Below are 12570 nucleotides of genomic sequence, written 5' to 3'. Positions count from 1 at the left end.
GGCGGGCGCGATCCTAATCGCGACGCGGTGTCGCCGCCAGCCATGCGAGTCGCGGCCGATGGACGCCTTGATTCAGCCCGCAAAATGACATTGGCGGCCCAAAAACCGCCTCGGCGCGGCCGCTTGCCAGAGGCCGGCCAAAGCCCTAAAGCTGGGCTCCAACAAGCATTTCGCCCAGGACGGCCGATGAAATCGAGTCGCAGGCAATGACAGGCGCACGCGTCCGAATCGGCACCCGCGGCAGCCCTCTGGCACTGGCCCAGGCGCATGAGTTGCGCGACCGGCTCAGGGCCGCGCATGATGCGTTGCGCGCCGCCGATGCGATCGAGATTCGAATCATCAAGACCACCGGCGACAAGATTCAGGATCGGCCCTTGACCGAGATCGGGGGCAAGGGGCTTTTCACCAAAGAGATCGAGGAGGCGCTGATCGATCGGCAGATCGACATGGCGGTTCATTCGATGAAGGATGTGGAGACGCATCTGCCGGAAGGTCTCGAAATCCCCACTCTGCTGGAGCGCGAGGATCCGCGCGATGCCCTGATCGCGCGCGCAGGCAACAGCCTCGCCAGCCTGCCGAAGGGCACGGTGGTCGGCTCCGCCTCCTTGCGACGCAAGGCGCAGATCCTGCTGCATCGTCCCGACCTGCCCGTGGTCAATCTGCGCGGCAATGTCGGAACGCGGCTGCAGAAGCTCGCCGACGGAAAGATCGATGCCACGCTGCTGGCGCTCGCGGGTCTGCGGCGGCTGGGGATGGAAGACAAGGTGACGGCGCTGCTCTCGACCGACGAGATGCTGCCGGCGCCCGGCCAGGGCGCCATCGGCATCGAGATCCGGTCCGACGATGACGAGGCGAGGCGCTGGCTGGCGCCGCTCGATCATGCCGCGACCCATATCGCCGTCACGGCGGAACGCGCCTTGCTGGCCACGCTCGACGGTTCCTGCCGCACGCCGATCGCGGCCCTGGCCGAAATCACGAACGACCGGCTTTCCTTGCGGGCCTTGATCGCGTTGCCCGATGGCAGCCAGCATCACCGCGAAACCGTCGAAGGACCCGTCGCGCAAGCCGCGCAATTGGGACGCAAGGCCGGCGAGGCGCTGCGCAGCAAGGCCGGTGCCGGATTCTTCGCCCGGCTGCAAGGAGCCTGAGAGGCGAACCCAGGGAAACCACCATGGCGCTGACCGCTCTCATCACCCGACCCGATGACGATGCCGAACCGTTGGCCGCCGCGCTGATCGCGCGCGGCATCACGGCGGTGCGCGAGCCTCTGCTCGCGGTCAAACCCGTCGCCGATGCCGTGGTCGATCTCGAGGGCGTGCAGGCGCTGCTCTTCACCAGTGCCAACGGCGTGCGCGCCTTCGCCAATCTTTCCCGGCGCCGCGACCTGCCGGTCTTTGCGGTCGGCGACAACACCGCGCGCACGGCGCGGGCGACGGGCTTCGACAATGTCGAGAGCGCGGCCGGTGCGGTCGACGATCTGGCGCGGCTGGTCGCGCGCCGTCTCGATCCCAAGCGCGGCGCCTTGTTCCACGCGGCGGGCTCGGCGGTTGCCGGCGATCTCGCGAGCCTGTTGAGCGAAAAAGGCTTCGAGCTCCGGCGCGTCATGCTTTATTCCGCCGATCAGGCGGCGGCCCTGACCGACGATGCCAAGGCGCGTCTGGAACGCGGCGAGATCGGTCTGGTGCTGTTGTTTTCGCCGCGCACGGCCGAGACCTTCGTCTCGCTGGTGCATGACGCGGGCGATGCGGCATTGCATGGGATCGAGCAGGCGACCGCGCTCTGCCTCAGCCCGGCGGTCGAGAAGGCGGCGCAGGGCCTGCCCTGGCGCTCGCTCCTGACGGCGGAGAAAGCCGATCTGCCTTCGATGCTGCGGCTGGTCGATCAGGCGGCCGAAGCCGCGCGACCGGCCGCCAGCAGTGCCGCCACGCGCGACACCGCGAGCGCTGCCGATACGCCGGCGCCGGCCGATATCGAGGCCGCCTTGAAACGCATGGCGCGCCGTCCCCCGCCGGCGCGGCGCTTCGCGCTGGTGGCCGCGCTTCTGATCCTGGTGGTGGCGGTCGTGGCCTCGCGGCCGCTCTGGCAGCCTTTCCTCGATCGCTTGACGGCGACCTCGGAAACGGTGGTGCCCGGCTCGACCGGCACGGCTTCGACAGCAACGGGCAGCGCTGTTTCGACCGATACGAACCTCGCGGCCGTGAAGGCGGAGGCGGCCCAGCTCGAAAGCGATCTCGCGCTGATGCAGGCCGCGATGGAACGCGCGGCGACCGAGCGTCAGGCGCAATGGGAGCGCATCGGCGCGCTCGAGAAACAGGTGGGCGAGCTCACCCCGAAGCTCGAGGCGCTGGTCAAGGCGCAGGCCGAGCTGCAGGACAAGATCGGGCAACAGGCCTCGGCGGCGACGGGTGCGGCGCCGGCGTTGCCCGACGATATCGCGGCCCTGCCGGGCGAGGTCGCGGACTTGCGCGCCAAGCTCGAGAGCCTCGCCGCGACTGCCGCCGCGACGCCGGCTCCAGCCCCGGCATCCAGCGACAGCGGTGCCGACAGTGCGGCCCTGGCCAATCTGCAGGCTTCGCTCGATCAATTGTCGAACGAGAACGCGTCGCTCAAATCGACGCTCGACCAGGCGACACAGCGCTTGAGTGCGCTCGATCAGCTGCAGCAGGAAAATGCGGCGCTGAAGGCGACGCTGGACCAGACCGCGCAGCGCCTGATGGCGCTCGAGGCGCGTCCTGATCCTGCCAAGGGCGAGGCCAGGAATGCGGCGCTGCTGCTGGCGACGGCGCAGCTCAAGAGCGCCATCGCGGCGGGCCGTCCCTTCAATGCCGAGCTGCAGGCGGTCGACGGGCTCGCGGCCGGCGATGACGGGTTGGCCGATGTGCTGACCAAGGCGCATCTGACGCTGGGGAACTTTGCGCCGCAAGGATTGCCGACCGCCTCGGCGCTGCTGCAGCAGGTGCCGGGTCTGGTGGACATGGCGCTGGAGGCTTCCGGCGGTGCCCTGGCCGAGACTTCCTCCGGCAAGGGCTGGCTCGACCGGCTGCTGTCCGGCCTCTCGAAGCTGGTCAAGGTCAGGCCCAGCGATGGCGCTGCGACCGGCGACAGCAACTCCGACCGGCTGGCGCGCGCCGAAGGTGCCGCAGCGGCCGGCGATCTCGCGGCCACCAACGCGGCGCTGGACGGACTGACCGGACCTGCGGCCGATGTCGTCAAGAGCTGGCGCGAGAACGCCGCGGCCCGTCTCGCGGCCGATTCCGCGCTCGATGGGCTCGAGCAGGCCGCATTGGCGCGCGTGGCGGCGCCGCCTGCGACCGGCGGCGGCTGAGAGCAGGAGGACGCGCAAGGCCCATGCGCAGCACGCTCTGGTTTCTCCTCAAGCTTGCGATCCTGATCGCGGCGGCGATCTGGATCGCGGACCGGCCCGGCCATGTCAGCTTCGACTGGCTCGGCTGGCGCGTCGATACCAGCGTCGGTGTGCTGCTGGCAGCCCTGCTGCTGATGATGGCGCTCGCGGCCGTGCTCTATCGGCTCTGGCATGTGATCGTGCGGGGCCCGCGGCGCCTTTCGGAGCGTCGCGGCGAACGCCAGCGGCTCAAGGGCTATCGCGCCCTGACGCAAGGCATGGTCGCGGTCGCGGCCGGCGATGCGGAGGAAGCCAAGCGCCAGGCGCGCATCGCACATGGGCTGTTGAAGGAACCGCCGCTGACGCTGCTGCTGGCGGCCCAGGCGGCGCAGCTCTCCGGCGACGAGACGGCGGCGCGGCGCTATTTCACCGCCATGCTGGAGCGGCCGGAGACGGCCTTTCTCGGCATGCGCGGCCTGCTCAACCAGGCGCTGGCCAAGGGCGACACCGGCGAAGCCTTGAAGCTCGCGGCCAAGGCGCATGAGGAACGGCCGCAGGCCGGCTGGGCCGCGAAGGCGCTGCTCGATCTCGAATTGAAGCAGGGCGAATGGATCTCCGCGCGCCGGACGGCCAAGGCCGCCGAGAAGCTCAAGGTCATCGATCGCGAGCGCCATCGCCGCATCGAAGGCATCTCCTATCTCGAGCAGGCCCGGCTCGAGGCCGAATCGGTGCGGGCCACGGCGCTGGCGCGCGATGCGGTGCGGCTGCTGCCGGATTTCGTGCCGGCGCTGGCGATCGAGGCGCGCCTGCTGGCGCGCGCCGGCCGTGAGCGCGAGGCCGAGAAGATCCTGGAGAAGGCCTGGAACCGCGGGCTCGGCCATCCGACCATTGCCAGCGCCTATGCCGCCATAAGGCCCAATGAAAGCGCGCTCGACCGGGCGCGGCGGTTCGAGAAGCTGACCCATGGACGCCCCGACGCGACCGAGAGCCGGCTGACGCTGGCCGAAACCGCGATCGCCGCGGGGCTCTGGGGACCGGCGCGCCGCAATCTCGAGGCGGTGGCCGCGGCCGAGCGGTCGTCGCCTTCATTGCGGCTCTGCCGCCTGATGGCCCGGTTGGAAGAGGGTGAGCATGGCGATCTGGCCGCGGCGCGGCGCTGGCTGATGGCCGCGGCCGATGCGCCGCCCGATCCCGCCTGGGTCTGCAATCATTGCGGCGCCACGGCCGGCGACTGGACCGCGCGCTGCGGCCATTGCGGTGAGTTCGACAGCCTTGCCTGGAAGGAAGGAGCCCGCGTGGTGCTGGCCTTGGGCGGCGCTGCCGCCGATACGCGCAGCAACGAGGCGCGCTATCTGCCGGCGAGCCCGACGCCGGTCGCGCCGGCGCCGGCTGCCGCCGGCGGTCCCAAGGCGGAGACCGGCGCCGCGCCGATCGACGCCGCGCGCCTCATCACCTGAGACGTTCCGGCGGTCCAAAAGAAAACGGCCGGCGTGAACTCCGCCGGCCGTCGTCCCATGATTCGGAAAGGCGTTTCAGGAGGCGCGCCGGATCATCCGGAAGCCGACCAGCAGGATCAGCGATCCCAGGATGGCGACGAGCAGGCTGTGGAGATTGAAGCCGCTCACATCGCCGAAGCCGAGCTGGGTTCCGATGAAGCCGCCGATCACGGCGCCCACGATGCCGATGATGATGGTGACGATGATGCCGCCCGGATCGTTGCCGGGCATGATGAATTTTGCCAAGGCGCCGGCCACGAGGCCGAGCAGGATCCACGAAAGAATGCCCATTGTCGAAACTCCCTTCTCTCCAATCGGCCTTCCGAGGGAAGGCCGATCGCCAAGCGCCCCGGTGACGCCGACACGAACGCCAATCTAGAACGCTGGGAGACTTCGCAAAAGAGGGGACGCACACGCCGCCGAGTCGAGTCGAAGCAGGAAAGATCTTTCCTCTCCGCCCGCGTGGCGGGGGAGAGGAAAGCCAAGAAAGTTCAAACGGCCGGCGTCAGCTCGACTCGATAGAGATCCTGGTTCTTCATGTCCTTGAGCGTGACGGTCATGGCGGTGCTGGCGCCGTCGATATGGACATGGCCGAAGAACTGATAGCCGGCGCTGGGAGCCAGGTTGGATTGCCCGGTCTCGGGCGCCTTGATGTATTTGAGCTGCGGTCCGAAGGTCGGGTCGAGCTGGTTGGGCCCGAAAGTGCCGGCATTGAGCGGCCCCGAGACGAACTCCCAGAACGGCTCGAAATCCTGAAACTTCGCCTGGTTCGGGTCGTAGAAATGCGCCGCCGTGTAATGCACGTCGGCGGTGAACCAGACCGTGTTGGTGATGCCGCTCTGCTTGATGAAGCGCAGGAGATCGGCGATCTCGAGCTCGCGGCCCAGGGGCGGACCGTCATTCTTGTTGGCGATGGCCTCGAAATTGTCGCCGTCGGGGACGACCAGGCCGATCGGCATGTCGGCCGCGATCGCCTTCCACACGGCCTTGCTCGCCTTCATTTCCTGCTTCAGCCAGTTCACCTGCTCGACACCGAGGAACGCGGTGTCGGGCCCGGCGACCGGCTGGAGATTCTTGGAATTGTCGCCGCGATAATTGCGCATATCGAGCATGAACACGTCGAGCAGCGGTCCGTAATGGATCACCCGGTTCACGCGGTCGCGGTTCTGCGGGTCGATGCGCATCGGCATGTAGTCGTGGAAGGCGCGGCCGGCATAGGCGGAAAGCAGCGCCAGGCTCTTCACCTGATAGCGGTCGTCATTGCCGATGATCTGGCGCGGATACCAGTTGTTGCGCGTCTCGTGATCGTCCCATTGCGCGAGGATCGGCACGCCGGCGTTGAAGGCGCGCAGATTCTCGTCCATCAGATTGTATTTGTAGTTGCCGCGATACTCGGCCAGCGTCTCGGCGACTTTGGACTTCTCCTCGATCACCACATTCTTCCATTTGGAGCCGTCCGGCAGATCGGCCTCGGCCTTGAGCGGTCCGTCGGCATAGATCGAATCGCCGGAATGGATGAAGAAGTCCGGCGTCAATCCCGCCATGGCCTTGAAGATCGTCATGCCGCCGAGATCGGAATTGATGCCCCAGCCCTGGCCCACCACGTCGCCGCCCCAAACGAAATTGACATCGCGCTTGTCGGCGGGGGCGGTCCGGAAATGACCGGTCAGCGGCTCGCTCAGCGAGGTGAGATCGCTCAGATCCTCGAAGCTCACGCGATAGAACACATCCTGGCCGGCGGGCAGGCCCGTCAGCTGAAGCCGGGCGGTGAAATCGCCTTCCTCGAGCGCGGCCGGGCCGATCGCGCGACTCGACTCGGTGAAGCTGTCGCTCAGCGAGTAATCGACGATCATGCGGGCCGGGCGGTCGGTGCGTGCCCAGACGATGGCGCCGTCGCTGGCGACGTCGCCGCTCTGGAGCCCATGGGTGATCAGGGGCCGGCTGGCTGTCGCCAGGGCCGGGCGCGGCATCAGGAGCGAGGTGCCGCCCGACAGGAGGGCGGCGCCGAGGCCGGCCGAGCCGGTGCGCAGCAGCCAGCGGCGCGAGAAGGCAGGCCAGAGCGAGTCGGTGGGGGTCGAAGGGGTGGCGGGTCGGGTCCGTTTGGCGCGCATCCGTGGCTCTCCCAAGTCGGTTGGATCGCTGGGCCTCAGGGCGGACCCTAAGGGTCATCCGGGGCGGGCGTGTGACGGAGCGGTTGCAATGGCGTCAAATTGGGCCGCGGGGATCGAATGCCGCAGCTTCCCCGCGTCTCAGGCGAGACCGCCAAACCGGCTCTCCTAAGGCTCTATTGACCATTTCGGCCTAGGTTTGAGGGCGGTTCCGTGGGGCTCCTGGCCTTGTTTCCCAGGCGCTTGGGTGCAATTTACCATGGTTGACGGAACCGGGGCGCCTGCTCTAGCGTGCGCCGCCTTATGGATACCCCGGTTGCCGCAGTAGCTCAGGGGTAGAGCAACGCATTCGTAATGCGTGGGTCGGGGGTTCAATTCCCTCCTGCGGCACCATCCTTCCCCTCGCGATTCGACGTCTGCGTGAGCCCCGGAGATTCATTCCGCCGTCAGGGCTGGGCTTGCCAGTTATCGGCCGCCGTCTCGGCGGCCTCGATCTCTTGTTTCGTCAAGGTCGGGGCGACGGCCTGGAGCGCTTGCGGCGCATCCTCGTTGCCATCATCGGCCGCGAGGCGGAACCACATATAGGCGGCTTTCATATCGACCGGCACGCCTTCGCCGCGCGCATAGATCAGCCCCAGATTATATTGCGCGCCGGCAAAGCCCTTGTTCGCGGCGCCTGTGAACCAGCGCAGGGCTTCGCCCGGATCGGCCGGCCGGCCTTCGCCGCCGGCAGCCATCGCTCCCAGATTGTTCATCGCCTCGGCATTGCCGTGCGCCGCCGCCTTGCCATACCAGTCGGCAGCCGTGGTGAGGTTCTTCATCACACCCTGGCCATGCGCATAGAGATCGCCCAGCTCCAGCTCCGCATCGGGCTGACCCTGGGCTGCCGCCTTTTCAAACCAGAATCGCGCCGACGAGTAATCCACCGGAATGCCGTCGCCGCGGTGGTACATCCATCCAAGCTTGTACTGGGCGTCGGGATTGCCCGCCTCCGCCAGCGGTTTCATCTCGCGGAAGGCGATTGCCCAATCGCCGTGGGCGAGGGCCTCGGCGGCCTCGTCCATGCCAGCACGGGCAGGCTGCATCGGGGCACCGACAGTGAGCGCCAGGATCGCCAGCAGGGCCGCCATCCCGGTTGCGTACTGCCTGATTGCCTGCATCGAACCTCGGGGTTTTACGGTTCGGCGAATGTCACTCGGGTTCCGGAGTTTAGCCGGACCGCGCCGCATCGGGCCAGAGCGACGGGTCGGGCCCAATAGGCATCCCCGGGTGCCGGTCATGGTAGGATGAGCTCGCGATCGGAGGGAGCCTTCCCACGGGTTTTTTCCGGTGTCTGCCGAGAGCCCCGGGAATAAATCCCGGGGCTGGCCGTTGTCGTGGCAATGAGAGCCCGAGGAAGGCGGATCTGACGGCGTGAACCAGACGATGCGCGAGGAACTGGTGACGCTGCTGCCGCGGCTGCGGCGGTTCGCCTATGGCCTCGCCGGCAATATGGCGGACGGCGACGATCTGCTGCAGAGCGCCTGCCTGCGGGCCCTCGACCGGGCGGATCAATGGCGGCCCGGCACGCGCCTCGACAGCTGGGTCTATCGGATTCTGCAGAATCTGTGGATCGACCAGATCCGGTCGCGACGGCGGCGCGAGATCGCGGTCGATGAGGATGTGATGGCGAGCTTTCCCGGTGGCGACCAGGCGCGCGAGATGGAGGCGAAGCTCGGCCTCGCCGAGGCGCGGCGCGAGGTCGCCAAGCTGCCGGCCGAGCAGCGCGCCGTGCTGCTGCTGGTCTCGGTCGAAGGCGCCTCCTACAAGGAGGCCGCCGAGATCCTGGAGATTCCGATCGGCACGGTGATGAGCCGCTTGTCGCGCGCGCGATTGACTTTGGGCCAGGCTCTGTCGGCAGAAAGCCCGGCTTCCAGCGATGCCACGAGGGCGAGATCATGACGATGGATCGGGGTTCGGGGGATCGGGGTTCCGGCCGAGAGGGTGCGGCCTCGGGCGAAGGGACCGGCGGCAGCCGTTTCTGGGACGAAGCCACGCTGGTCGCCTATGTCGATGGCGAGCTCGACGCGGCCGGCTCGCGCCGCGTCGAGGCGCTGCTGGCGCAGGACGCGGAGGCCCGCAACAAGGTGGCGCTGATGCGCCGGAGCGCCGAGGCGGTCAAAACGGCCTATGACGCGGCGATCCAGGAGCCCCTGCCCGCAGGGCTGGCGGCCCTCCTTCGCGGCGGCGATGGCGAAGACGGGCGCCAGTCCTCGCGCGAGAAGCTCGCCAGCCTGCGCCGCCATCCCGCGCCGCCCGCGCGCCGAAAGACCGGCTGGCGGCTGATGCCGCTCGCGGCCAGCCTGCTGCTGCTGGGTTTGGGCTTTGTCGGCGGCATGGCCTGGAAAGAAATGAGCCTGAACGCCGGTCTCAAGCTCGCGGGCGCCGCCAACGATCCGGCCGCGGCGCTCTATGAGACGAGCCTCACCAAGCTGCTGGATCAGGGCGCGACGGGCGAGAGCGAGACCTATGCCGATGCCGCTCACGGCATCGCCGGACGGGTCACGCTCCTGGGCGATTTCGTTGCCCATGGCGGCTTCGCCTGTCGCGAGTTCCGCCATGACCGCACCGTGAGCGGCGGTGCGCCCTCGGCGGAATCCGGTTTCGCCTGCCGGCGGATTGGCGGCGGGTGGGAAGTCTTCTCCATGCCGGCCGCCGTCGGTGGCTGAGGCCCGGCGCTTCGAACCGAATTCATGGTTGCGATGAGACCCGATCGTCACTCTCTGTTTCCAACGCGCGCGCCAGCGGCTTCGCGCCGGACCCATCTGCGCTATCGCATCGCCGGTCCCTTGCTGATGGCCTTGGTCATTAGCGCGGCGCCGAGCTTGCGCGTCGTCTCTTCTCTCGATCTCGATCTTGGAATGCAGGCGGCGCTTGCCGATGACGGCGGGGGTGGCGGTGGTGGCGAGGGCGGCGGCGGTGGTGAGGGCGGCGGCTCCGGCAGTTCCAGCGGCTCCGGCAGCTCGGGCAGCGAAGGCAGTGACGATGGTGGCGGCGAAGGCGGCGACGATGGCGGCAGCGACGATGGCGGCGGCACGGGCAAGAGCAGCGACCATGCCGGCCGTGCGGTCGCCCATGAGCTGGTGGCGGTCGGTCCGACCGAGGGTCTGAGAGGCACGCTGGCGCAGCTCGGCATGCGCGTCATCGAGGAAACGCCCTTCACGGCGCTCGATCTGACGGCGGTGCGCATCGGCCTGCCGCCGCAGATGTCGCTGGCGACGGGAGAAGCGCTGCTGAAGGCGCGCCTGCCGGCCCTGCAGATCGATGTGAACGCGCTCTATGCGCCGATGGCGAGCCTGACGTTGCCCGCACCCGGCGATCCGGCGCGGCTCATCGGCTGGCCCAGCCCCGCCTCGGGCTGTGGCGCGGGCCTGCGGCTCGGCATGATCGACACCGGCGTCGATCCGCAAGCGCCCGGCTTCGGCGGCCATCGGATCCGCCAGCAGAGCTTCATCGATGCCGGCGAGGATCCGGCGCCCCGCGATCACGGTACGGCGGTCGCCAGCATCCTGGTGGGCGGCGGGTCGTCATCCGGGATCATCAGTCTCGACAGCGCCTCAGCAGCGGCATCGCAGCCCGAGGGCCTGATGCCGCAGGCCGAGCTCTATGTGGCCTCGATCTTCGCGCTCGACGGCAAGGGCGAGGCCCGGGCCACGGCGGTGGGATTCGCCCGGGCGCTCGACTGGATGGTCGGCGCCGGCATCCAGGCGATCAATGTCAGTCTCGCCGGCGACGAGAATCTCCTGATCGATCTCGCGGTCGCGCGCGCGGCCGAGCGCGGCGCCGTGCTGGTCGCTGCCGCCGGCAATGGCGGACCCGATGCGCCGCCCGCTTTTCCGGCGGCCCTCGACGGCGTGATCGCGGTGACGGCGGTCGATGTCGATGGCCGCCGCTACGAGCAGGCCAATCGCGGCGACTATGTCGATGTGGCGGCACCCGGCGTGCGCGTGGTCTCGCCGGCAGCAGGGCCGGAGACGGGCACCTCTTTCGCGGCGCCCTTCGTCACCGCCTGGGTCGCGGCCAGGATCGCCGAAGGCGGTCCCGCCGATGCCGCCGCGATGCATCGCGCCATCGCGGCCACCGCGCGCGATCTGGGGCCAGCCGGGCATGACCCCGATTTCGGCTGGGGCCTGCTGCAGAGCGACGGGAAATGCAGCGGGCGCTGAGCCTCGGCTATTCCGCCGGCGCTTCGCTGCGCAGCCGTCGTGCCTCATCCTCGCGGGCCTCGATCGCGGCATGCTCGCGTGCCGATTCGAGGATCGCGTCGGGCAGCGTCTTCGGCGCCAGCAGCGAATAGGCGACCGGCACGACGAAGAGCGTCAGCAAGGTGCCGAGCGACATGCCGCCGACGATGACCCAGCCGATCTGCTGGCGGCTTTCCGCACCGGCCCCGGTCGCCAGCGCCAGCGGAATGGCGCCCAGCACCATCGCGCCGGTCGTCATGAGGATCGGCCGCAGCCGCAAGGTCGCGGCCTCGATCACGGCCTGGATCTTGTCGCGCCCCTGCGCGCGCAGTTGGTTCGCGAACTCGACGATCAGGATGCCATGCTTGGTGATCAGCCCCACCAGCGTGACCAGGCCGATCTGGCTGTAGACATTGAGCGTGCCATGGCTGAAATGCAGCGCCACCAGCGCGCCGGTCATGGCGATCGGCACGGTCAGCATGATGATGAGCGGGTCGCGGAAGCTTTCGAACTGCGCCGCCAGCACCAGGAAGATGAAAACCAGGGCCAGCGCAAAGACGACATAGAGGCTGCTCGAGGCCTGCAGGAACTCGCGCGACTGGCCGGCATAGTCGATCGAGACCGGCGTGGTCGCGACCTGGCTCACTGTCTGGCGCAGGAACTGGAGCGCCTGGCCCAGGCTGTAACCGGGCGCGATCGAGGCGGTGATGCGCGCGGCACGCAGCTTGTTGAAATGGTTGAGCTCGCGCGGGGCCACGGTTTCGTCGAGTTTGACCAGGTTGGCGAGCGGGATCATCTCGCCCGATTTGCCGCGCACATAGATCGCGGCGATGTCGCCCGGCCGGCTCCGCTCGGTCTCCTCCATGCGCAGGATCACGTCATATTGCTCGCCCTCGAGCTTGAAGCGCGTGATCTGCCGGCTGCCCAGCAGGGTCTCGAGCGTGCGGCCCAGCGCCTCGACCGAGACGCCCAGGTCGGCCGCCTTGTCGCGATCGACATCGATCCGCAGCTCGGGCTTGTTGAGCTTGAGATCGGAGTCGAGATTGGCGAGGCCCGGATTCTTGGCGGCTTCGGCCATGATCTTGTTGACCAGGCTCTGCAGCTCTTCATAGGTGCCGGTGGTCTGCACCACGAATTGCACCGGCGTCTGGTCGAACTCCTGGCCCAGCGGCGGGAACATGATCGGGAAGGCGAGCAGGCCCGGATTGGCGAACATCGGGCCCGACAGGCTCTGCACGATCTCGAAAGCCGAGCGCGTGCGCTTCGACCAGTCGACGAAGCTCATGAAGCCGATGCCCTGGTTCACCACCGGGAAGCCGGTCACGGTGAAATAGGCTTCCTTCTCGGGCACGCTGTCCCAGAGCTGCTCGATCATCTTGATATAGCGGTCGGTATAGCTG

Annotated in this window: 10 protein-coding genes and 1 tRNA gene; 7 read left to right on the top strand and 4 right to left on the bottom strand. The window is 68.3% G+C overall.

Features of this window, described 5'->3' with window-relative positions; translation table 11 throughout:
* Nucleotides 1–206 precede the first annotated feature (206 nt).
* The 3 genes from hemC to ACREE8_RS05350 are packed head-to-tail and all read left to right on the top strand — an operon-like array spanning nucleotide 207 to nucleotide 4800.
* A complete protein-coding gene (hemC, locus tag ACREE8_RS05360) occupies nucleotides 207–1148 on the top strand; it encodes a hydroxymethylbilane synthase (RefSeq protein WP_431571948.1) in 942 nt (313 codons plus the stop codon).
* Between the two features lie 23 nt (nucleotides 1149–1171).
* Entirely contained in the window at nucleotides 1172–3325 is a 2154-nt protein-coding gene (locus ACREE8_RS05355) for a uroporphyrinogen-III synthase (RefSeq protein ID WP_431571947.1), read from the top strand.
* A 23-nt stretch (nucleotides 3326–3348) separates the two neighbouring features.
* Entirely contained in the window at nucleotides 3349–4800 is a 1452-nt protein-coding gene (locus ACREE8_RS05350; protein ID WP_431571946.1) for a heme biosynthesis protein HemY, read from the top strand.
* Nucleotides 4801–4875: 75 nt separating this feature from the next.
* Here ACREE8_RS05350 and ACREE8_RS05345 read toward each other — a convergent pair whose 3' ends face one another.
* Both ACREE8_RS05345 and ACREE8_RS05340 read right to left on the bottom strand, forming a co-directional pair.
* Entirely contained in the window at nucleotides 4876–5130 is a 255-nt protein-coding gene (locus tag ACREE8_RS05345) for a GlsB/YeaQ/YmgE family stress response membrane protein (RefSeq protein WP_431571945.1), read from the bottom strand.
* 200 nt (nucleotides 5131–5330) lie between these two features.
* Nucleotides 5331–6950, bottom strand: a complete 1620-nt coding sequence (locus ACREE8_RS05340) for an alkaline phosphatase D family protein (RefSeq protein WP_431571944.1) — start codon at nucleotides 6948–6950, stop codon at nucleotides 5331–5333.
* Nucleotides 6951–7265: 315 nt separating this feature from the next.
* Between ACREE8_RS05340 and ACREE8_RS05335 the strand changes: the two genes are divergently transcribed.
* Nucleotides 7266–7340 (top strand) — tRNA-Thr (locus ACREE8_RS05335).
* Between the two features lie 53 nt (nucleotides 7341–7393).
* Here ACREE8_RS05335 and ACREE8_RS05330 read toward each other — a convergent pair.
* Nucleotides 7394–8107 carry a tetratricopeptide repeat protein gene (locus ACREE8_RS05330; protein ID WP_431571943.1) on the bottom strand — a complete coding sequence of 238 codons (714 nt, stop codon included), beginning with the start codon at nucleotides 8105–8107 and terminating at the stop codon, nucleotides 7394–7396.
* A gap of 253 nt (nucleotides 8108–8360) precedes the next feature.
* Here ACREE8_RS05330 and ACREE8_RS05325 point away from each other — a divergent pair, with 253 nt between their 5' ends.
* The 3 genes from ACREE8_RS05325 to ACREE8_RS05315 all read left to right on the top strand — a co-directional run bounded on the left by ACREE8_RS05325 (nucleotide 8361) and on the right by ACREE8_RS05315 (nucleotide 11152).
* Nucleotides 8361–8888, top strand: coding sequence for an RNA polymerase sigma factor (locus ACREE8_RS05325; protein ID WP_431571942.1), 528 nt, complete (start codon nucleotides 8361–8363; stop codon nucleotides 8886–8888).
* Nucleotides 8885–9655 carry an anti-sigma factor family protein gene (locus ACREE8_RS05320; protein WP_431571941.1) on the top strand — a complete coding sequence of 257 codons (771 nt, stop codon included), beginning with the start codon at nucleotides 8885–8887 and terminating at the stop codon, nucleotides 9653–9655. Before ACREE8_RS05325 ends, ACREE8_RS05320 begins: the two co-directional genes overlap by 4 nt.
* Before the next feature lie 126 nt (nucleotides 9656–9781).
* The gene (locus tag ACREE8_RS05315) at nucleotides 9782–11152 is read left to right on the top strand and encodes a S8 family serine peptidase (protein WP_431571940.1); all 1371 of its coding nucleotides are present in this window, start codon (nucleotides 9782–9784) and stop codon (nucleotides 11150–11152) included.
* A 7-nt stretch (nucleotides 11153–11159) separates the two neighbouring features.
* Here the strand turns inward: ACREE8_RS05315 and ACREE8_RS05310 are convergent.
* Nucleotides 11160–12570, bottom strand: a 1411-nt coding sequence (locus ACREE8_RS05310; protein ID WP_431571939.1) for an efflux RND transporter permease subunit, incomplete at its 5' end; no start/stop codon positions are given.

It is taken from the genome of Hypericibacter sp. (assembly GCF_050729195.1).
Lineage (GTDB): Bacteria > Pseudomonadota > Alphaproteobacteria > Dongiales > Dongiaceae > Hypericibacter.
The sequence above is the reverse complement of the archived record's forward strand: the minus strand, read 5'-3'. Positions and strand labels throughout refer to the sequence as shown.

Excerpts from the sequence above, each read along its gene's own strand:
- hemC (WP_431571948.1), top strand. The coding sequence starts at position 207 with ATGACAGGCGCACGCGTCCGAATCGGCACCCGCGGCAGCCCTCTGGCA.
- ACREE8_RS05355 (WP_431571947.1), top strand. The coding sequence starts at position 1,172 with ATGGCGCTGACCGCTCTCATCACCCGACCCGATGACGATGCCGAACCG.
- ACREE8_RS05350 (WP_431571946.1), top strand. The coding sequence starts at position 3,349 with ATGCGCAGCACGCTCTGGTTTCTCCTCAAGCTTGCGATCCTGATCGCG.
- ACREE8_RS05345 (WP_431571945.1), bottom strand. The coding sequence starts at position 5,130 with ATGGGCATTCTTTCGTGGATCCTGCTCGGCCTCGTGGCCGGCGCCTTG.
- ACREE8_RS05340 (WP_431571944.1), bottom strand. The coding sequence starts at position 6,950 with ATGCGCGCCAAACGGACCCGACCCGCCACCCCTTCGACCCCCACCGAC.
- ACREE8_RS05330 (WP_431571943.1), bottom strand. The coding sequence starts at position 8,107 with ATGCAGGCAATCAGGCAGTACGCAACCGGGATGGCGGCCCTGCTGGCG.
- ACREE8_RS05320 (WP_431571941.1), top strand. The coding sequence starts at position 8,885 with ATGACGATGGATCGGGGTTCGGGGGATCGGGGTTCCGGCCGAGAGGGT.
- ACREE8_RS05315 (WP_431571940.1), top strand. The coding sequence starts at position 9,782 with ATGGCCTTGGTCATTAGCGCGGCGCCGAGCTTGCGCGTCGTCTCTTCT.